Source organism: Klebsiella scottii (genome assembly GCF_036561945.1).
GTDB lineage: Bacteria > Pseudomonadota > Gammaproteobacteria > Enterobacterales > Enterobacteriaceae > Klebsiella > Klebsiella scottii.
This window is the reverse complement of record NZ_JARXNI010000017.1, coordinates 17,630-38,412: the sequence shown is the minus strand read 5'-3', so window position 1 is coordinate 38,412 and position 20,783 is coordinate 17,630. Positions and strand designations below refer to the sequence as shown.

The window sequence follows — 20,783 nt, the reverse complement described above, 5'->3', positions numbered from 1 at the left end:
GAATAATCCCGGATCGTGGCGCGAGCGCCTTATCCGGGCGGCTGTACACATAGCCCCGACGGGCATCGCCGGCCAGGGAAGGGGGCAGACTTACTTGTTGCGGGTCAGTTTTTCCAGATCGGCTTCAATTTCGCTGATCTTATGGGTGACGACGCTTTCCAGATGACGCAGATCGTCAAGGATCTTACGCTTCAGATCGACTTCAGTGCGATCGCGCTGGCAGATCTGATCGAGTTCATCGATAACGTAGCGCAGGTTTGGACTGATCTCCTGCACTTCCTTATAGCCCTGGCCTACGCCATCGGCGACAACGGTCTTACGCTGACGCGGATACTTAAACTTAACGCTTTTGGCGAAGAACTCGCCTTTGTCCTTCTGAAAATAGATTTTCAGAATGTCGTTGTTAGCTTCCTGGCGCAGGCTATAGCGATCGATCTCATCAGGATTGGTAATGCCAAGACTTTTCAGATTATCGTACATAACGGTACCTTTGATATCATCATAACCTTTGAATAATTAACGAAAAAACCAATCTTCGCCAGCGTCAAATATAAAAAAAGCGGGATATCTCCCGCTTTTTATACTGCTTAGTCGATGGTACGCAGCAGTTCGTTAATGCCGACCTTGCCGCGAGTTTTCGCATCAACCTTCTTCACGATCACCGCGCAGTACAGGCTGTACTTGCCATCTTTCGACGGCAGGTTGCCTGAAACCACCACCGAGCCAGCCGGTACGCGGCCATAGAACACTTCGCCGGTTTCGCGGTCGTAGATTTTGGTGCTCTGGCCCAGGTACACGCCCATGGAGATAACGGAGCCCTCTTCGACGATAACGCCTTCGACAACTTCAGAACGCGCGCCGATAAAGCAGTTATCTTCGATGATGGTTGGGTTAGCCTGCAGCGGTTCCAGCACGCCGCCGATACCCACGCCGCCGGAGAGGTGAACGTTTTTACCGATCTGCGCGCAGGAGCCGACGGTAGCCCAGGTATCAACCATGCTGCCTTCGTCAACGTAGGCGCCGATGTTGACGTAGGACGGCATCAGCACGGTGTTGCGGGCAATGAACGCGCCCTGGCGAACGGCTGCCGGCGGAACCACGCGGAAGCCCTCTTTCTGGAAACGCGCTTCATCGTAGTCGGCGAATTTCATCGGTACTTTATCGAAGTAGCGGCTTTCCGCACCGTCGATAACCTGGTTATCGTTAATACGGAAAGAGAGCAGAACCGCTTTCTTCAGCCACTGGTGGGTGACCCACTGGCCATCGATCTTTTCAGCGACACGCAGAGCGCCGGAATCAAGCAGGGAAATGACCTGGTTAACCGCTTCGCGGGTTACGGTATCCACATTTGCCGGCGTGATGTCGGCGCGGCGCTCAAAGGCGGACTCAATAACATTCTGTAATTGCTGCATTGTTTACTCTTTCTCTATTACACATAAAAGTTCGTTACCCTTTATCGTTTGGATTGAGGGCCTCTGTCAACCGTTGTTGTACTTCTTGTTGCAGCGCATTATTAAGCGCACGCCGGTCTGCCGTGGCGATTATAAATAAATCTTCTACTCGCTCACCAATTGTCGTAATTCTGGCCCCGTGAAGGGAAATATTGAGGTCGGCGAAGACCTGGCCGACCCGGGCCAGCAGGCCAGGCTGATCGAGCGCAATCAGCTCAAGAAACGATTTTCGGTCGGTATGCGTGGGCAGGAAATTGACCTCGGTGGCGACGGAAAAGTGGCGTAATTTTGCCGCCTGCCGACGCGGGGCCGGCGGCTGCCAGCTGCGCTGAGTAATGGTCTGCTCCAGCCCAAGACGGATCATCTCATGGCGATCGGCGGACAGCGGGCTGCCGTCCGGTTCGAGCACAATAAAGGTGTCCATCGCCATCCCGTCGCGGGTGGTAAAGACCTGGGCGTCGTGAACGCTCAGATTTCGGCGGTCAAGTTCACCGCAGACGGCGGCGAACAGATACGGTCGATCCGGGCTCCAGATAAAGATTTCGGTGCCGCCGCGCGTGGCCTGCGAGCTGAGCAGGATCATCGGTTTATTGAGATCGTGCCGGAGCAAATTACGCGCATGCCAGGCGAGCTGATTTGGCGTGTGGCGCACGAAGTAGTTGGCCCGGCAGCGGTTCCAGATTTGATGCAGGGCCTCTTCATTAATGTTTTCCATCCGCAGCAGCGCCAGCGCCTGCAGCTGATGATGGCGAACCCGTTCGCGCATATCCGGCGTGCTTTGCATTCCACGACGCAGCTGTTTTTCGGTCGCAAAATAGAGCTCACGCAGCAGGCTCTGCTTCCAGCTGTTCCACAAGGTTTCGTTGGTGGCGCAGATGTCGGCTACGGTCAGGCAGACCAGATAGCGCAGGCGGTTTTCCGTCTGCACTTCTTCCGCGAACTGCTTGATGACCTCGGGATCCTGAATATCACGGCGCTGGGCGGTGACGGACATTAACAGATGATGGCGAACCAGCCAGGCGACCATCTGAGTTTCTCGCGAGTTCAGGCCGTGCAGTTCGGCAAACTTCAGGACGTCCTGGGCACCCAGCACCGAGTGATCGCCGCCGCGGCCTTTAGCAATGTCGTGGAACAGGGCGGCAATCAGAATCAGCTCAGGATGGGTCAGGCGCGGCCACAGCTCAACGCACAGCGGGTGGCGGCTGCGGGTTTCCTCTTTGGCAAAACTCTCCAGCTTCAGCAGCACGCGGATTGTGTGCTCGTCCACCGTGTAGGCGTGGAACAGATCGAACTGCATCTGGCCGACGATATGCGACCACTGCGGCATGTATGCCCACAGCACGCTGTGGCGATGCATCGGCAGCAGCCCGCGGCTTACCGCACCCTGGTGGCGCAGCATGCTGAGAAAAATGGTTCGCGCTTCCGGGATATAGCACAGCGGCTGCGTCAGATGGCGGCGCGCGTGGCGCAGGTGGCGCAGCGTCGTGGAGTAGATGCCGGTGATGCTGCTGTTGCGCACCATAATATAGAACATGCGCAGAATAGCCTGCGGCTCGCGGATGAACAGCGTATCGTCGCGCAGATCGATCAGCGTGCCGCGCAGCTGAAAATCATCGTCAATCGGCCGCGGCTTTTCATCTTCGGTCAGCGCAAGGATGGCTTCATCAAACAGCTGCAGCAGCATGTGGTTCAGCTCGCTTACCCGGCGGGTGACGCGGAAGAAATCCTTCATCATGTGCTCGATGGGCTGGTTTCTTTCGCCTTCATAGCCTAAGCGACGGGCGACGCTGAGCTGGCGGTCGAAGAGTAATCGGTTATCGTAGCGGGTTAGCTCCAGGTGCAGCGCGAACCGAATTCGCCACAGCTGATGCAGGCATTCGTTGAGCTCGTTGCGTTCCGCCTCCGTCAGGAAACCGAAACCAACCATTTCATCCATCGAGGTGGCGCCGAAGTGGCGACGCGCGACCCACTGCAGGGTATGAATATCCCGCAGGCCGCCGGGGCTGCTTTTGACATCCGGCTCAAGGTTATAGCTGGTGCCGTGATAGCGCTGATGGCGTTCGTTCTGTTCCTCTACCTTGGCGGCAAAGAATTTCTCCGACGGCCAGAAGCCGTCGCTAAAAATGTGTTTTTGCAGCTCAAGAAACAGCGCAACGTCGCCAATCAGCAGGCGCGATTCGATCAGGTTGGTGGCGACGGTAAGATCGGACAATCCTTCCAGCAGGCACTCTTCGAGGGTGCGAACGCTGTGCCCGACCTCCAGCTTGACGTCCCACAGCAGCGTCAGCAGCTCGCCTACCTTCTGCGCCTGTTCATCGGAGAGTTTTTTTCGGCTTAGGATCAGCAGGTCGACGTCGGAGAGCGGGTGCAGTTCACCGCGACCGTATCCGCCTACCGCCACCAGAGCCATGTCGCAAACCGACCCGAAGCCGTAGTCCACCCAGAGGCGCTGCAGCAGCTGGTCGATAAACTCGGTACGGGCTTCAATCAGCCGCTCAGCGGCGGTGCCGGCATCGAAAGCCTCACCCAGCCAGCGCTGGAAAAGCTCGAGATGGGTCTTAATCGCCGCGCAGTTCAAATCATCCTGCGGCCAGGCGCCCGGATTCTCAGGTTGGCCCGAGAGGGCAGGGGGGACAGTGTCAGGTAAAGAGTTGCTCATCGCGTCACCATAAGAAAAGACTATCGCCCATAAAAAATCGCCGGGAGCGATTTTTAACGTCGCCCACGGCGGCCCGAAGGGTGACGGGCAGGACGCCCGTCATAAAAAATCGCCGGGAGCGATTTTTAACGTCGCCCGCGGCGGCCCGCAGGATGCCCGTCATAAAAAAGCCGGCGGGCGCCGGCTTTTCGTTATTCGCTGTGCGAGATTATCGCCGGGATGGTGTCATCCTTGCGTAACGTCAGAATTTCGCAGCCGTTATCCGTCACTACAATAGTATGCTCGTACTGGGCAGACAAGCTCCGGTCTTTAGTTTTCACCGTCCAGCCGTCTTTCATGCTGCGGATCTCTTTCTTACCGGCGTTGACCATCGGCTCGATGGTAAAGGTCATGCCCGGCTTGAGCACCACGTTGGTCTCCGCCGAGTCGTAGTGCAGCACCTGCGGCTCTTCATGGAAGCCGCGGCCAATGCCGTGCCCGCAGTATTCACGCACCACGGAAAAACCTTCCGCTTCGACAAATTTCTGGATGGCCGCACCGATTGCCCGCAGGTTGATGCCGGGTTTGACCATCTTCAGCGCCAGATAGAGGCTTTCCTGAGTAACGCGGCACAGACGCTCGCCGAGGATCGTCGGTTTGCCGACGATAAACATTTTGGAGGTGTCGCCGTGGAACTCATCCTTAATGACCGTGACGTCAACGTTGACGATATCGCCGTCTTTCAGCAGTTTTTCATCGTCCGGGATACCGTGGCACACCACTTCGTTAATCGAGATACACACCGATTTAGGGAAGCCGTGGTAGCCGAGGCAGGCGGAGATCGCTTTCTGTTCATTGACGATGTAATCGTTGCAGATGCGGTCCAGCTCGCCGGTGCTGACGCCCGGTTTTACATAGGGTTCAATCATTTCGAGCACTTCGGCGGCCAGGCGGCCTGCGACGCGCATTTTTTCGATGTCTTCAGATGTCTTGATAGAAATAGCCATGGATTGTGTCCAGCTGTGTCGGTTTTTTCGACAATAATAGAGTAAGTCCCGCCAATGTTAACAGTCCGGGCGACCTGGTGCCAAATTGAGAATCATTAACAGCACTCAGCGTCAACAAGAGTTGGTGTCCAGTCCTGTTTTGTGGTATAAAGCGCGCCGGACTTCCGTTCCATTTCGTACTACACAGGATGGACTGAAGCGACAAATCTCACTTTGTGTATATAACACACACGTATCGACACATATTCCGGGGTGCCCTTTGGGGTCGGTAATATGGGATACGTGGAGGCATAACCCCAACTTTATCTATAGAGGTTTTTAAACATGGCAACTGTTTCCATGCGCGACATGCTCAAGGCTGGTGTTCACTTTGGTCACCAGACCCGTTACTGGAACCCGAAAATGAAGCCTTTCATCTTCGGCGCGCGTAACAAAGTTCACATCATCAACCTTGAGAAAACTGTACCGATGTTCAACGAAGCTCTGGCTGAACTGAACAAGATCTCTGCTCGTAAAGGCAAGATCCTGATCGTTGGTACTAAACGCGCTGCAAGCGAAGCGGTAAAAGACGCTGCTAACAGCTGCGATCAGTTCTTCGTGAACCATCGCTGGTTGGGCGGCATGCTGACTAACTGGAAAACCGTTCGTCAGTCCATCAAACGTCTGAAAGACCTGGAAACTCAGTCCCAGGACGGTACTTTCGAGAAGCTGACCAAGAAAGAAGCGCTGATGCGTACTCGTGAACTGGCCAAGCTGGAAAACAGCCTGGGCGGTATCAAAGACATGGGCGGCCTGCCGGACGCACTGTTTGTTATCGATGCAGACCACGAACACATCGCTATCAAAGAAGCAAACAACCTGGGTATCCCGGTATTTGCTATCGTTGATACTAACTCCGATCCGGACGGCGTAGATTTCGTTATCCCGGGTAACGACGATGCAATCCGCGCTGTTAGCCTGTACCTGGGTGCAGTAGCTGCAACCGTGCGTGAAGGTCGTTCTCAGGATCTGGCTTCTCAAGCGGAAGAAAGCTTCGTAGAAGCTGAATAATAAGGTCTAGCCCTTATTTAGTACCGTGTATAAATAGGGGCCTATATTTGGCCCCTTTTTCACTTTTAAACCTGTTTGGTTCCTGGAACCAGGCAGGTCATATCTCTCCCGAGGATTAAAGAATGGCTGAAATTACCGCATCCCTGGTAAAAGAGCTGCGCGAACGTACTGGCGCAGGCATGATGGATTGCAAAAAAGCACTGACTGAAGCTAACGGCGACATCGAGCTGGCAATCGAAAACATGCGTAAATCCGGCGCGATCAAAGCGGCGAAAAAAGCAGGTAACGTTGCTGCTGACGGCGTGATCATCACCAAGATCGACGGTACCTACGGCATCATTCTGGAAGTTAACTGCCAGACTGACTTCGTAGCGAAAGATGGCGGTTTCCAGGCTTTTGCTAACAAAGTACTGGACGCAGCGGTTGCTGGCAAAATCACTGATGTTGAAGTGCTGAAAGCACAGTTCGAAGAAGAGCGCGTTGCGCTGGTTGCTAAAATCGGTGAAAACATCAACATCCGTCGCGTTGCTGCCCTGGAAGGCGAAGTTCTGGGTTCATACCAGCACGGCGCACGTATCGGCGTTCTGGTTGCCGCTAAAGGCGCAGACCAGGAGCTGGTTAAACAGCTGGCTATGCACATCGCTGCAAGCAAGCCAGAATTCGTTAAGCCGGAAGACGTTTCTGCTGATGTGGTAGAGAAAGAGTACCAGGTTCAGCTGGACATCGCGATGCAGTCCGGTAAGCCGAAAGAAATCGCAGAGAAAATGGTTGAAGGCCGCATGAAGAAATTCACCGGCGAAGTTTCTCTGACTGGCCAGCCTTTCGTTATGGACCCAAGCAAATCTGTTGCTCAGCTGCTGAAAGAGCACAACGCAGATGTGACTGGCTTCATCCGCTTTGAAGTGGGCGAAGGCATCGAAAAAGTTGAGACTGACTTTGCAGCAGAAGTTGCTGCGATGTCCAAGCAGTCTTAATTTTTTAAAAGGAGCCGCCTGAGGGCGGCTTCTTTTTGTGCCCATTTTGTAAATTCAGCCAACCACTTATAGTGGCTGCGCTGAAAAGCGACATACAATGTCGCCAGAATTAACTCATCTCACTCGTTGACAGTCTCAGGAAAGAAACATGGCTACCAATGCAAAACCCGTCTACAAACGTATTCTGCTTAAGTTAAGTGGCGAAGCTCTGCAGGGTTCGGAAGGCTTCGGTATTGATGCAAGCATACTTGACCGTATGGCTCAGGAAATCAAAGAACTGGTTGAACTGGGTATTCAGGTTGGCGTAGTGATTGGTGGCGGTAACCTGTTCCGTGGTGCTGGTCTGGCGAAAGCGGGTATGAACCGCGTCGTGGGCGACCACATGGGCATGCTGGCAACGGTTATGAACGGCCTTGCAATGCGTGACTCCCTCCATCGCGCCTATGTGAACGCTCGCTTGATGTCAGCGATTCCGCTGAACGGCGTTTGTGATAACTACAGCTGGGCAGAGGCGATCAGCCTGCTGCGTAATAATCGCGTCGTTATTCTGGCTGCCGGCACCGGCAACCCGTTCTTCACGACCGACTCCGCAGCCTGCCTGCGCGGTATTGAAATTGAAGCTGACGTGGTGCTGAAAGCGACCAAAGTCGACGGCGTATTTACCGCCGACCCGGCTAAAGATCCGTCTGCAACCATGTACGATCAGCTGAGCTACAGCGAAGTGCTCGATAAAGAGCTGAAAGTTATGGATCTGGCAGCCTTTACCCTGGCGCGTGACCATAAATTGCCGATTCGCGTATTCAACATGAACAAACCCGGCGCGCTGCGCCGCGTGGTGATGGGCGAAAAAGAAGGGACGTTAATTACGGAGTAATTTCCGTAATACGCTTCATTTTTCAGGCTGTCTCTGCGTTGGCTGCCTTTGCTCACCCCAGCCGCTGACTTCAGTAAGCCGCCGGGGAATTTGCCCAGCTGTCGCCTTGATACAACTTGAATGATTTTGTGTAGAAATGCAGGTAAGATTCCGCTCTACCTTAGTAGCGGTTTTTTACTCAGACGCGCCCAGGGCGTCGTCATGAATTAAACGGGACTATACTTAGCTCACCTGATAGCAGCTGTGCGGCGTTTAGTCTGCCTGAGACAAGTTTCCAAGGATTAGTAACGTGATTAACGACATCAGAAAAGATGCTGAAGTACGCATGGAAAAATGCGTTGAAGCGTTCAAAAACCAAATCAGCAAAATACGCACGGGTCGTGCTTCCCCCAGCCTGCTGGATGGCATCGTCGTGCAATATTACGGCACGCCTACGCCGCTGCGTCAGCTGGCAAGCGTAACGGTAGAAGACTCCCGTACTCTGAAAATCAACGTGTTCGACCGCTCCCTGAGCCCGGCCGTTGAAAAAGCGATCATGGCTTCCGACCTCGGTCTGAACCCAAGCTCTGCGGGTAGCGATATCCGCGTTCCGCTGCCTCCGCTGACCGAAGAACGTCGTAAAGATCTGACCAAGATCGTGCGCGCAGAAGCCGAACAGGCTCGCGTGTCGGTACGTAACGTTCGTCGCGACGCTAACGACAAAGTAAAAGCGCTGCTGAAAGATAAAGAGATCAGCGAAGATGACGATCGCCGCTCTCAGGACGACGTGCAGAAAATGACTGACGCCGCCATCAAGAAAGTGGATGCGGCGCTGGCAGATAAAGAAGCGGAACTGATGCAGTTCTGATTTCCTGCCGTTATGTCCGTCCTCAATTGCCGTTTGATGAACGGGACGGGCGTACAGTCTGAAACGCCGTACAGAAGACCGAACGCTCAGCTCCAGGGATTGCGTTGAAAAGGTCGGCTCTGTAGCCTTTGGCACTCTTGTTGAAGGCTATATACCGCCTACCCGCCTCCTGATTGTTGATGTGCGAGGGCTTGCTGGCGGCGTTTTTCTTTTTATCCTGTCTTATTTCTTCTGGACGCCTCATGAAGCACTTAACCGTTCTCGGTTCGACCGGTTCAATTGGCTGCAGCACGTTGGATGTCGTGCGCCATAACCCCGATCGCTTTTCCGTCGCCGCGCTGGTCGCGGGGAAAAATGTCGACCGTATGGTTGAACAATGTCTGGAATTCACCCCCCGCTACGCGGTCATGGATGATGCGAAAAGCGCCGAATCTCTGCGTATCGCGCTGCGCGAAAGCGCGAGCCGTACCGAAGTCCTGAGCGGCCAGCAAGCCGCGGCGGAAGTTGCCGCGCTGGATGACGTTGACCAGGTCATGGCGGCGATTGTCGGTGCCGCAGGTCTGGTTCCTACGCTCGCGGCCATTCGCGCCGGTAAAACGGTGCTGCTGGCCAACAAAGAGGCGCTGGTGACCTGCGGTCGTCTGTTTATGGACGCCGTGCAGCAGTCTGGCGCGCGCCTGTTGCCCGTCGATAGCGAACATAACGCTATTTTTCAGAGTATGCCGGAAACAATTCAACACAATCTGGGATACGCTGACTTAACGCAGAACGGCGTCTCGTCGATTCTGCTGACCGGTTCCGGTGGTCCTTTCCGGGAAACAGCAATCTCTGAGCTGGCGGCGATGACGCCGGATCAGGCCTGCCGCCATCCTAACTGGTCAATGGGACGCAAAATTTCTGTCGATTCCGCCACTATGATGAATAAGGGACTGGAGTATATCGAAGCCCGCTGGCTGTTCAACGCCTCGGCCCAACAGATGGAAGTGCTGATCCACCCGCAATCCGTTATCCATTCAATGGTGCGCTATCGCGATGGCAGCGTTCTCGCACAGCTCGGTGAGCCGGATATGCGTACGCCGATCGCCCACACCATGGGATGGCCGCAGCGTCTGAACTCCGGGGCTGAAGCGCTGGATTTCTGCCGCCTGAGCAATCTGAGCTTTGCCGCTCCGGATTACGGACGCTATCCGTGCCTGAAGCTGGCGATGGAGGCATTTGATGTCGGTCAGGCGGCGACGACGGCGCTGAATGCCGCCAATGAAATTTCGGTAGCCGCGTTCCTCGCCGAGGAGATCCGCTTCACCGATATTGCGGCGGTTAACCTGGGTGTGCTGGAGCAGCTGGCGCTGGATGAGCCGCAAAGCATTGAAGAAGTTCTGATTATCGATGCTCAGGCGAGAGTTGCTGCTCATCAGCAGCTGAAACATCTGGCGGCGCGGGGCTGACCGACGCAATACGTTGTGATATTTGTGGGCGCTGGGCTTCAGTGATATAGTCTGCGCCACCCGATCGTTGTCTAAGATTGCGGTGGCCGTGGCATGACACGGCTTTTTTGCGTAAAGCTTTTGGTTGTTCTCTGCGATTAGCCGCAGCTTCGGCACTGGATAAAAATGCGTATATAGCGCTGACCGGTTGCTTGCGTTTAGTGGCGTGGCTAATCCTTATTATGGACTTAAAACGCGTTATGTTGTCTGCTAATCAAACTGTCAGCGAAATATCACCTGTACATGGCTGCCGTCATGTCGCCATCATTATGGATGGCAATGGACGCTGGGCGAAACAGCAAGGGAAAATTCGCGCATTCGGCCATAAAGCCGGAGCGAAGTCAGTCCGTCGCGCAGTTTCCTTCGCGGCGAACAATGGTATTGAAGCGTTGACGTTATACGCATTCAGCAGCGAGAACTGGAACCGTCCGGCGCAGGAAGTCAGCGCGCTGATGGAGCTGTTCGTCTGGGCGCTGGATAGCGAAGTCAAAAGCCTGCACCGGCATAACGTTCGCCTGCGTATCATCGGCGAAACCACGCGTTTTAATGCTCGCCTGCAGGAGCGGATCCGCAAAGCGGAAGCGCTCACTGAGAACAACACGGGCTTAACGCTGAATATTGCGGCTAACTACGGTGGACGCTGGGATATCGTTCAGGGCGTCCGCAATCTGGCCGAACAGGTAAAAAACGGGTTACTTCAGCCCGAACAGATCACGGAAGACATGCTAAGTCAGCAGGTCTGTATGCATGAACTGGCACCTGTAGATTTAGTTATTAGGACCGGGGGAGAGCATCGAATCAGTAATTTTTTGATTTGGCAAATTGCCTATGCCGAACTTTACTTTACCGATGTTCTTTGGCCCGATTTTGCTGAACAGGACTTTGAAGGTGCACTCCATGCCTTTGTTAATCGAGAGCGTCGTTTCGGCGGCACTGAGCCGGGTGGCAGCAATGCCTGATGGGGGTCGCTTTTGCTGAAGTATCGCCTGATATCGGCTTTTGTTTTAATCCCCGTGGTGATTGCGGCGCTGTTCCTGTTGCCGCCTGCGGGTTTTGCCATCGTCACGCTGGTCGTTTGTATGCTCGCCGCGTGGGAGTGGGGGCAGCTAAGCGGCTTCACTTCAACGACCCAACGCGTCTGGCTGGCGCTGCTCTGCGGCCTGCTGCTGGCGTTGATGCTTTTCCTGATGCCTGAGTATCACTACGACGTCCATCAGCCGGTGGTTGAGGGGGCGCTATGGGCATCGCTGGGCTGGTGGATTGCGGCCCTGCTGCTGGTGCTTTCCTACCCGGCTTCTGCTGCCTTCTGGCGGAACTCTAAAACGCTGCGCCTGGTTTTTGGCATTCTGACCATTATTCCGTTCTTCTGGGGCATGCTGACGCTGCGCGCCTGGCACTACGCGGATAACCATTACAGCGGCGCGCTGTGGTTACTGTACGTGATGATTCTGGTTTGGGGCGCGGACTCCGGTGCCTATATGTTTGGCAAAATGTTCGGTAAGCATAAGCTGGCGCCGAAGGTTTCACCGGGCAAAACCTGGCAGGGCTTTTTTGGCGGACTGGTCACCGCAGCGGTTATTTCCTGGGCATACGGCCTGTGGGCGAATCTCGATGTTACGCCGGCGGTACTGCTCATTTGCTCTATCGTTGCGGCGCTGGCTTCGGTGCTCGGCGACCTGACGGAAAGTATGTTTAAGCGAGAGGCCGGCATCAAGGATAGCGGGCATCTGATTCCCGGACACGGCGGAATTCTGGATCGTATCGATAGCCTGACGGCGGCGGTACCGGTATTCGCGTGTCTGCTATTGTTGGTCTTCAGGACGATTTGACGGAAGGTTTTATGCTAAGCGTTCTCTGGAATTTGGCCGCCTTTATCATTGCGCTGGGCGTATTGATCACCGTGCATGAGTTTGGCCATTTCTGGGTGGCTCGTCGCTGCGGCGTTCGCGTTGAACGCTTCTCCATCGGCTTTGGCAAAGCGCTATGGCGGCGCTCTGACAAGCAGGGGACGGAATTCGTTATCGCCCTTATCCCACTCGGCGGTTACGTCAAGATGCTCGACGAACGCGTCGAGCCGGTGGCGCCTGAGATTCGCCACTGCGCTTTCAATAACAAAACCGTCGGTCAGCGCGCCGCGATAATCGCCGCGGGACCGATCGCGAACTTTATTTTTGCCATTTTTGCCTACTGGCTGGTGTTTATCATCGGCGTCCCTGGCGTTCGTCCGGTTGTTGGCGAAATAGTACCCGATTCGATTGCCGCACACGCACAAATTGCAAAAGGAACGGAACTTAAAGCGATAGATGGCATCGAAACGCCTGATTGGGATGCTGTGCGTATGGCGCTGGTAACGAAGATTGGAGACCAGCAAACAATAGTTTCGGTCGCCCCTTTCGGGACAAGCCAACGCCAGGATAAAATCCTCGATTTACGCCACTGGGCGTTCGAGCCGGACAAGCAGGATCCGGTGACATCGCTGGGCATTCAGCCCCGGAGCGCGCAGGTTGATACCGCTCTGGCAGAAGTACAATCGAATTCGGCAGCGCAGAAGGCGGGTTTGCAAGCGGGCGACAGGATCGTTAAAGTCGATGGTCAACCGTTAACGCAGTGGATGACGTTTGTTAATCTGGTGCGTGATAATCCCGGTAAGGCGCTGGTTCTGGACATCGAACGACAGGGGAGTCCTCTGTCCGTGACGCTGACACCAGATTCGAAGTCCGGTAGTAAAGGTCAGTCTGAGGGATTTGCAGGGGTTGTGCCTAAGGTCATCCCGCTGCCCGATGAATATAAGACAGTTCGTCAGTACGGGCCGTTTGCCGCCATCGCTGAAGCCACGGATAAAACCTGGCAACTGATGTCGTTAACGGTCAGGATGCTGGGTAAATTGATAACCGGTGATGTCAAACTGAACAACCTCAGCGGGCCGATCTCTATCGCCCAGGGGGCTGGAATGTCAGCGGAGTTTGGGTTGATTTACTATCTGATGTTCCTTGCGCTGATAAGCGTGAACCTCGGGATAATCAACCTGTTCCCGCTTCCCGTCCTGGACGGGGGGCACCTGCTGTTTTTAGCGATTGAAAAGCTAAAAGGCGGGCCGGTATCCGAGCGAGTTCAAGACTTTAGTTATCGCATTGGCTCAATACTGCTGGTGTTGTTAATGGGGCTTGCACTTTTCAATGATTTCTCTCGGTTGTAAGAGAGTTTGTTAGGAAGAACGCATAATAACGATGGCGATGAAAAAGTTGCTCATAGCGTCGCTGCTGTTTAGCAGCGCAACCGTATACGGTGCTGAAGGGTTCGTGGTGAAGGACATTCATTTCGAAGGCTTGCAGCGTGTCGCTGTTGGTGCGGCCCTCCTCAGTATGCCAGTGCGTCCTGGCGATACGGTGACCGATGATGATATCAGTAACACCATTCGTGCTCTGTTTGCCACCGGCAACTTTGAGGACGTTCGCGTCCTGCGCGATGGTGATACCCTGCTGGTGCAGGTGAAAGAGCGCCCAACGATTGCCAGCATCACTTTCTCCGGTAACAAGTCGGTGAAGGATGACATGCTCAAGCAAAACCTTGAGGCATCCGGCGTACGCGTTGGGGAGTCCCTTGACCGTACGACGCTCGCTGATATCGAGAAAGGGCTGGAAGATTTCTACTATAGCGTCGGTAAGTACAGCGCCAGCGTAAAAGCTGTCGTCACGCCGCTGCCGCGTAACCGCGTCGACCTGAAGCTGGTGTTCCAGGAAGGCGTCTCGGCGAAAATCCAGCAGATCAACATTGTCGGTAACCATGCATTCAGCACCGATGAACTGATTTCAACCTTCCAGCTGCGCGACGAAGTGCCGTGGTGGAACGTGGTCGGCGATCGCAAATACCAGAAGCAGAAACTGGCAGGGGATCTCGAAACTCTGCGCAGCTACTACTTGGATCGCGGCTACGCGCGTTTCAACATCGACTCCACTCAGGTGAGCCTGACGCCGGATAAAAAAGGCATCTATATCACCGTGAACATTACCGAAGGCGATCAGTACAAGCTATCGGGTGTGCAGGTGACGGGCGATCTGGCGGGGCACTCGGCGGAAATCGAAGCGCTGACCAAAGTCGAGCCGGGCGAGCTGTATAACGGCGCCAAAGTGACCAAAATGGAGAATGACATTAAGAAACTCCTCGGTCGCTACGGTTACGCCTATCCGCGCGTTCAGTCGCAGCCGGAAATCAACGATTCCGACAAGACCGTGAAGCTGCACGTCAACGTCGATGCGGGGAACCGTTACTACGTCCGTAAAATTCGCTTTGAAGGCAACGACACCTCTAAAGATTCCGTTCTGCGTCGCGAAATGCGCCAGATGGAAGGAGCGTGGCTGGGCAGCGACCTGGTTGACCAGGGTAAAGATCGTCTGAACCGTTTAGGCTATTTCGAAACCGTTGATACCGATACGCAGCGCGTTCCTGGCAGCCCGGACCAGGTAGACGTGGTCTATAAGGTCAAAGAGCGTAACACCGGCAGCTTCAACTTTGGTATCGGCTACGGTACTGAAAGCGGCGTGAGCTTCCAGGCGGGCGTTCAGCAGGACAACTGGTTGGGTACCGGCTATTCCGTCGGAATTAGCGGCACCAAAAACGATTACCAGACCTATACTGAACTGTCGGTCACTAACCCGTATTTCACCGTTGATGGCGTCAGCCTCGGTGGTCGTCTCTTCTATAACGACTTCGATGCAAGCGATGCGGATCTGTCCGACTATACCAATAAAAGCTATGGTTCGGACGTGACGCTGGGCTTCCCGGTTAATGAATACAACACGTTGCGAGCGGGGCTGGGGTATGTACATAACTCCTTGTCCAGCATGAAGCCGCAGGTAGCGATGTGGCGTTATCTGAACTCTCTGGGGCAGTACCCAAGTACGACGAACGATAGCAACGGCTTTAGCGCTAACGACTTCACTTTCAACTACGGTTGGACGTACAACAAGCTGGACCGCGGTTTCTTCCCGACGGAAGGTTCGCGCGTTAACCTGAATGGTAAAGTGACCATTCCGGGCTCAGATAACGAATATTACAAAGCCACGCTGGATACGGCGACCTACGTGCCGATCGATGACGATCACAAGTGGGTGGTTCTGGGACGTACCCGCTTTGGCTACGGCGATGGCCTGGGCGGCAAAGAGATGCCGTTCTACGAGAACTTCTACGCCGGTGGTTCAAGCACCGTGCGCGGGTTCCAGTCGAACACCATTGGTCCGAAAGCGGTCTATTTCCCGGCCAGCAGCCGTCATGATGATGACAGCGGCTACACTAACGACTGTAAGAGCACCGCATCCGCGCCATGCGAATCTGATGATGCAGTGGGCGGTAACGCCATGGCGGTCGCCAGCCTGGAGATGATTACGCCGACGCCGTTTATCAGCGATAAGTATGCTAACTCGGTCCGTACCTCCTTCTTCTGGGATATGGGTACCGTGTGGGATACGCACTGGGATTCGAGCGCGTACGGTGGCTATCCGGATTATGGCGATCCGAGCAACATCCGTATGTCCGCAGGTATTGCGGTACAGTGGATGTCGCCGTTGGGGCCGTTGGTATTCTCCTACGCCCAACCGTTTAAAAAGTACGAGGGAGACAAGGCCGAGCAGTTCCAGTTTAACATTGGTAAAACCTGGTAACTGTAGGGCGACAAAGGAATGTAAGTGCAGTATCGCGCTGACTTTAGGCGATAACCTCGGTTGTCGCCTGGCCACGCAAATAACGGTACCCCTGGGTACTCATGGGATGGTAAGGAGTTAATTGTGAAAAAGTGGTTATTAGCTGCAGGTCTGGGTTTAGCAATGGTAACTTCCGCACAGGCGGCAGATAAAATTGCAATGGTAAACATGAACAGCCTGTTCCAACAGGTTGCCCAGAAAACAGGCGTTTCTAATACGCTGGAAAACGAGTTCAAAGGCCGCGCGAGCGAGCTGCAGCGTATGGAAGGTGACCTGCAGTCTAAAATGCAGCGTCTGCAGTCCATGAAGCCGGGCGCCGACCGTACCAAGCTGGAAAAAGACGTAATGGCTCAGCGCCAGACTTTCTCTCAGAAGGCGCAGTCTTTTGAGCAGGATCGTGCACGTCGTTCTAACGAAGAACGTGGCAAGCTGGTTACCCGTATCCAGACCGCTGTGAAAAGCGTAGCGAACAGCCAGAGCATCGATCTGGTCGTAGATTCTAATGCCGTTGCATACAACAGCAGCGATGTAAAAGACATCACCGCTGATGTGCTGAAACAGGTTAACTAAGTAATGCCTTCAATTCGACTGGCTGATCTTGCGCAGCAGTTGGATGCAGAATTACACGGTGATGGCGATATCGTCATCACCGGCGTTGCATCCATGCAGACTGCAAAAGCGGGCCATATTACGTTCATGGTAAATCCTAAATACCGTGATCACCTGGCCGCTTGCCAGGCTTCTGCCGTTGTCATGACGCAGGATGATTTACCTTTTGCCCACGGCGCCGCGCTGGTAGTGCGTAATCCCTACCTGACCTACGCGCGCATGGCTCAAATACTTGATACCACGCCGCAGCCGGCGCAGAATGTCGCGGCCAGCGCGGTCATCGATGCCACGGCGAAGCTGGGTAATAACGTAGCGATCGGCCCTAACGCCGTTATCGAATCCGACGTAGAGCTCGGCGATAACGTGGTTATCGGCGCCGGATGCTTCGTTGGTAAAAAGACCAAAATTGGCGCAGGCTCGCGTTTATGGGCCAACGTCACCGTTTATCACGAGATTGAGATCGGCGAAAATTGCCTGATCCAGTCCGGCACCGTGATTGGTGCAGACGGTTTCGGTTACGCCAACGATCGCGGTAACTGGGTGAAGATCCCGCAGCTAGGTCGCGTCATTATCGGCGATCGCGTGGAGATCGGCGCCTGTACCACTATCGACCGCGGTGCGCTGGATGACACCTCGATCGGCAATGGCGTCATTATCGACAACCAGTGCCAGATTGCGCACAACGTCGTGATTGGCGACAATACCGCCGTTGCTGGCGGTGTGATCATGGCGGGTAGCCTGAAAATCGGCCGCTACTGTATGATTGGCGGCGCCAGCGTTATCAACGGTCATATGGAAATCTGCGACAAAGTTACCGTCACGGGGATGGGGATGGTTATGCGTCCTATTACAGAACCTGGCGTGTACTCTTCAGGTATCCCGCTGCAACCGAATAAGGTTTGGCGTAAAACAGCCGCGCTGGTGATGAATATTGATGATATAAGCAAGCGCCTCAAAGCAGTTGAGCGCAAGGTTAATCAGCAAGATTAGCGCACCCAGCCAGACGCGAAATCATGCCACGTAGCTGATAAAGCGGCCGCCTGGCGGATAGCGCGTTAAAATTTTCGGCCTGTTGCATTCATAAGATTGCCGCAGGCCGTGTTATTATTGCCTTTTAGTATATTTAGACAGGAAGAGTATTTTGACTACTGACACTCATACTCTGCACATTGAAGAGATTCTGGAACTTCTGCCTCACCGTTACCCGTTCCTGCTGGTAGACCGCGTGCTGGATTTTGAAGAAGGTCGTTTTCTGCGCGCAGTAAAAAATGTTTCTGTTAACGAGCCGTTTTTCCAGGGGCATTTCCCTGGTAAACCGATTTTACCCGGCGTATTGATTCTGGAAGCCATGGCGCAGGCCACCGGCATTCTGGCATTCAAAAGCGTGGGCAAGCTCGAGCCGGGCGAACTGTACTATTTTGCCGGGATTGATGAAGCGCGTTTCAAACGTCCGGTAGTGCCAGGCGATCAGATGATTATGGAAGTCACTTTTGAGAAAACCCGCCGCGGCCTGACCCGTTTTAAAGGCGTCGCGCTGGTGGACGGAAAAGTGGTTTGCGAAGCAACGATGATGTGTGCGCGTAGCCGGGAGGCCTGATACGTGATTGATAAAACCGCCTTTATTCATCCTTCAGCCATTGTGGAAGATGGCGCCGTGATCGGTGCTAACGCCCACATTGGTCCGTTTTGTATTGTTGGTGCTAACGTCGAGATTGGCGAAGGTACCGTACTGAAATCTCATGTTGTGGTTAACGGTCATACTACGATTGGCCGCGATAATGAGATCTATCAGTTCGCTTCCATCGGCGAAGTTAACCAGGATCTGAAATATGCTGGTGAACCGACTCGCGTGGAAATTGGCGATCGCAACCGCATCCGCGAAAGCGTCACCATTCATCGCGGTACAGTACAGGGCGGTGGATTAACGAAGGTGGGCAGCGATAACCTGCTGATGATCAACGCTCACGTGGCGCATGATTGTACGGTCGGTGACCGCTGTATTCTGGCCAATAACGCGACCCTTGCCGGGCACGTCTCGCTGGATGATTACGTTATCATCGGCGGTATGACCGCAGTGCATCAGTTCTGCATCATCGGTGCCCACGTGATGGTTGGCGGCTGCTCCGGCGTTGCGCAGGACGTACCGCCGTTCGTTATTGCCCAGGGCAACCACGCGACGCCGTACGGCGTCAATATCGAAGGGCTGAAACGCCGCGGCTTCAGCCGCGAAGCGATCACCGCAATTCGTAACGCCTATAAGCTACTGTACCGCAGCGGCAAAACGCTGGACGAAGCCAAGCCGGAAATCGCCGAGCTGGCGGTTCAGTATCCTGAAGTTCAGCCGTTTTCCGACTTCTTTGCCCGCTCAACCCGCGGCCTGATTCGTTAATGGCTGCACAGCGTCCCCTGACGATTGCCCTGGTCGCCGGAGAAACCTCCGGCGATATTCTTGGTGCAGGTCTGATCCGCGCGCTTAAGGCTCGTATTCCCGATGCGCGCTTTGTTGGCGTGGCGGGGCCGCTAATGCAGGCAGAGGGCTGCGAAGCCTGGTATGAAATGGAAGAGCTGGCGGTGATGGGCATTGTTGAGGTGCTCGGCCGTTTGCGCCGCCTGCTGCATATTCGCGCCGATCTCACCCGCCGCTTCGGCGTGCTGCGTCCCGATGTTTTTGTCGGCATCGACGCGCCGGACTTCAATATCACCCTTGAAGGCAATCTCAAGAAGCAGGGCATCAGGACGATTCATTACGTCAGCCCATCCGTTTGGGCGTGGCGACAAAAACGTGTTTTCAAAATTGGCAGATCGACCGATCTGGTGCTGGCATTTCTGCCTTTCGAAAAGGCGTTTTACGATAAATTTAACGTTCCCTGCCGTTTTATCGGCCACACTATGGCGGATGCGATGCCGCTGGATCCGGATAAAGGCGCCGCGCGCGATCGTCTGGGCATCGCCCGGGACGCGCACTGCCTGGCGCTGCTGCCGGGGAGCCGCGGGGCAGAGGTTGAAATGCTCAGCGCAGACTTCCTCAAAACCGCGCAGATTTTGCGTGGCCACTATCCCGGCCTGGAAGTATTAGTCCCGCTGGTGAACGCCAAAAGGCGCGAACAGTTTGAACGCATTAAAGCCGAAACGGCGCCGGATCTCCCGGTTCATCTGCTGGATGGTCAGGCGCGTGATGCGATGATTGCCAGCGATGCCGCGCTGCTCGCCTCCGGGACGGCGGCGCTGGAGTGCATGCTGGCCAAGTGCCCGATGGTCGTTGGCTACCGCATGAAGCCTTTTACCTTCTGGCTGGCGAAGCGGCTGGTGAAAACCGATTACGTCTCGCTACCTAACCTGCTGGCCGGGCGCGAGCTGGTTAAAGAGCTGTTGCAGGATGAGTGTCAGCCGCAGCTGCTTGCCGATGCGCTGCGACCGCTGCTGGCCGACGGGAAAACCAGCCATGAAATGCACGACACCTTCCGCGCGCTGCATCAACAAATTCGCTGTAATGCTGATGAGCAGGCGGCGGACGCGGTACTGGAGTTAGTAAAATGATTGAGTTTGTCTATCCGCATACCCACCTCGTTGCCGGCGTTGATGAAGTTGGACGCGGGCCGCTGGTTGGCGCGGTCGTCACCGCGGCGGTGATCCTCGATCCGGCAAAGCCGATTACTGGCCTGAATGATTCCAAAAAATTAAGCGAAAAGCGTCGCCTGGCGCTGTTCGCTGAAATCAAAGAGAAGGCCCTGTCCTGGAGCCTTGGCCGCGCGGAACCGTACGAGATTGACGAGCTGAATATCCTGCACGCAACGATGCTGGCAATGCAGCGTGCGGTCGCCGGTTTACACATTGCGCCGGAGTTCGTGCTGATTGACGGTAACCGCTGTCCGTCGCTGCCGGTTCCCACGCTGGCGGTTGTTAAAGGCGATAGCCGGGTGGCGGAAATCAGCGCAGCGTCTATTCTGGCTAAAGTCACGCGCGATGCCGAGATGGTTACGCTGGATCTGGAATTTCCTCAATACGGCTTTGCGCAGCATAAAGGCTATCCCACCGCTTTCCATCTGGAAAAGCTGATAGAGCATGGCGCAACAGAGCATCATCGGCGCAGTTTCGGCCCGGTAAAACGCGCGCTGGGCCTCGCGTCCTGAATCAATACGCAATCAAGTAACGC

19 protein-coding genes are annotated in these 20,783 nt (G+C 54.8%); 15 read left to right on the top strand and 4 right to left on the bottom strand.

Translation table 11 applies throughout. The features are described from left to right. Nucleotides 1-90: 90 nt before the first annotated feature. From QFI97_RS00450 to map, 4 genes are all read right to left on the bottom strand, one after another. Nucleotides 91-480: a DUF3461 family protein gene (locus QFI97_RS00450; RefSeq protein ID WP_004858100.1), complete on the bottom strand. Its 390-nt coding sequence runs from the start codon at nucleotides 478-480 to the stop codon at nucleotides 91-93. Nucleotides 481-587: 107 nt separating this feature from the next. After that, nucleotides 588-1,412: a 2,3,4,5-tetrahydropyridine-2,6-dicarboxylate N-succinyltransferase gene (gene dapD, locus QFI97_RS00445; RefSeq protein WP_004872026.1), complete on the bottom strand. Its 825-nt coding sequence runs from the start codon at nucleotides 1,410-1,412 to the stop codon at nucleotides 588-590. 34 nt (nucleotides 1,413-1,446) lie between these two features. Beyond that, complete coding sequence (gene glnD, locus QFI97_RS00440; protein WP_095103661.1) at nucleotides 1,447-4,110, bottom strand: bifunctional uridylyltransferase/uridylyl-removing protein GlnD; 2,664 nt, start codon at nucleotides 4,108-4,110, stop codon at nucleotides 1,447-1,449. A gap of 191 nt (nucleotides 4,111-4,301) precedes the next feature. Further along, nucleotides 4,302-5,096 carry a type I methionyl aminopeptidase gene (map, locus tag QFI97_RS00435; protein WP_095103659.1) on the bottom strand — a complete coding sequence of 265 codons (795 nt, stop codon included), beginning with the start codon at nucleotides 5,094-5,096 and terminating at the stop codon, nucleotides 4,302-4,304. 324 nt (nucleotides 5,097-5,420) lie between these two features. Here map and rpsB point away from each other — a divergent pair, with 324 nt between their 5' ends. The 15 genes from rpsB (at nucleotide 5,421) to rnhB (ending at nucleotide 20,760) form a co-directional block, all read left to right on the top strand. Continuing rightward, nucleotides 5,421-6,146: a 30S ribosomal protein S2 gene (gene rpsB / locus QFI97_RS00430; protein ID WP_041144128.1), complete on the top strand. Its 726-nt coding sequence runs from the start codon at nucleotides 5,421-5,423 to the stop codon at nucleotides 6,144-6,146. Between the two features lie 122 nt (nucleotides 6,147-6,268). After that, entirely contained in the window at nucleotides 6,269-7,120 is an 852-nt protein-coding gene (gene tsf / locus QFI97_RS00425; RefSeq protein WP_346430370.1) for a translation elongation factor Ts, read from the top strand. A gap of 148 nt (nucleotides 7,121-7,268) precedes the next feature. Further along, nucleotides 7,269-7,994, top strand: coding sequence for a UMP kinase (pyrH, locus tag QFI97_RS00420; protein WP_041144130.1), 726 nt, complete (start codon nucleotides 7,269-7,271; stop codon nucleotides 7,992-7,994). Between the two features lie 289 nt (nucleotides 7,995-8,283). Next, complete coding sequence (gene frr, locus QFI97_RS00415; RefSeq protein WP_041144131.1) at nucleotides 8,284-8,841, top strand: ribosome recycling factor; 558 nt, start codon at nucleotides 8,284-8,286, stop codon at nucleotides 8,839-8,841. 242 nt (nucleotides 8,842-9,083) lie between these two features. Further along, complete coding sequence (gene ispC, locus QFI97_RS00410) at nucleotides 9,084-10,286, top strand: 1-deoxy-D-xylulose-5-phosphate reductoisomerase (protein WP_095103649.1); 1,203 nt, start codon at nucleotides 9,084-9,086, stop codon at nucleotides 10,284-10,286. Between the two features lie 239 nt (nucleotides 10,287-10,525). Then, nucleotides 10,526-11,284 carry a (2E,6E)-farnesyl-diphosphate-specific ditrans,polycis-undecaprenyl-diphosphate synthase gene (gene ispU, locus QFI97_RS00405; RefSeq protein WP_095104095.1) on the top strand — a complete coding sequence of 253 codons (759 nt, stop codon included), beginning with the start codon at nucleotides 10,526-10,528 and terminating at the stop codon, nucleotides 11,282-11,284. Nucleotides 11,285-11,296: 12 nt separating this feature from the next. Continuing rightward, on the top strand, nucleotides 11,297-12,154 hold the full coding sequence (cdsA, locus tag QFI97_RS00400; RefSeq protein WP_346430369.1) for a phosphatidate cytidylyltransferase: 858 nt from the start codon (nucleotides 11,297-11,299) through the stop codon (nucleotides 12,152-12,154). A gap of 11 nt (nucleotides 12,155-12,165) precedes the next feature. Then, the gene (gene rseP / locus QFI97_RS00395) at nucleotides 12,166-13,521 is read left to right on the top strand and encodes a sigma E protease regulator RseP (RefSeq protein ID WP_346430470.1); all 1,356 of its coding nucleotides are present in this window, start codon (nucleotides 12,166-12,168) and stop codon (nucleotides 13,519-13,521) included. A gap of 31 nt (nucleotides 13,522-13,552) precedes the next feature. After that, nucleotides 13,553-15,982 (top strand): outer membrane protein assembly factor BamA, encoded by a 2,430-nt coding sequence (gene bamA / locus QFI97_RS00390; protein WP_095103640.1) that lies wholly within the window; start codon nucleotides 13,553-13,555, stop codon nucleotides 15,980-15,982. Between the two features lie 123 nt (nucleotides 15,983-16,105). After that, on the top strand, nucleotides 16,106-16,591 hold the full coding sequence (gene skp / locus QFI97_RS00385; protein WP_095103634.1) for a molecular chaperone Skp: 486 nt from the start codon (nucleotides 16,106-16,108) through the stop codon (nucleotides 16,589-16,591). A gap of 3 nt (nucleotides 16,592-16,594) precedes the next feature. After that, complete coding sequence (lpxD, locus tag QFI97_RS00380; RefSeq protein ID WP_331834600.1) at nucleotides 16,595-17,620, top strand: UDP-3-O-(3-hydroxymyristoyl)glucosamine N-acyltransferase; 1,026 nt, start codon at nucleotides 16,595-16,597, stop codon at nucleotides 17,618-17,620. 151 nt (nucleotides 17,621-17,771) lie between these two features. Further along, nucleotides 17,772-18,227, top strand: a complete 456-nt coding sequence (gene fabZ, locus QFI97_RS00375) for a 3-hydroxyacyl-ACP dehydratase FabZ (RefSeq protein WP_004145858.1) — start codon at nucleotides 17,772-17,774, stop codon at nucleotides 18,225-18,227. A gap of 3 nt (nucleotides 18,228-18,230) precedes the next feature. Beyond that, a complete protein-coding gene (gene lpxA / locus QFI97_RS00370; RefSeq protein WP_095103632.1) occupies nucleotides 18,231-19,019 on the top strand; it encodes an acyl-ACP--UDP-N-acetylglucosamine O-acyltransferase in 789 nt (262 codons plus the stop codon). After that, the gene (lpxB, locus tag QFI97_RS00365; protein WP_346430368.1) at nucleotides 19,019-20,167 is read left to right on the top strand and encodes a lipid-A-disaccharide synthase; all 1,149 of its coding nucleotides are present in this window, start codon (nucleotides 19,019-19,021) and stop codon (nucleotides 20,165-20,167) included. Before lpxA ends, lpxB begins: the two co-directional genes overlap by 1 nt. Continuing rightward, complete coding sequence (gene rnhB, locus QFI97_RS00360; protein ID WP_346430367.1) at nucleotides 20,164-20,760, top strand: ribonuclease HII; 597 nt, start codon at nucleotides 20,164-20,166, stop codon at nucleotides 20,758-20,760. The genes lpxB and rnhB overlap by 4 nt, the downstream gene beginning before the upstream one ends. Nucleotides 20,761-20,783: the final 23 nt, after the last annotated feature.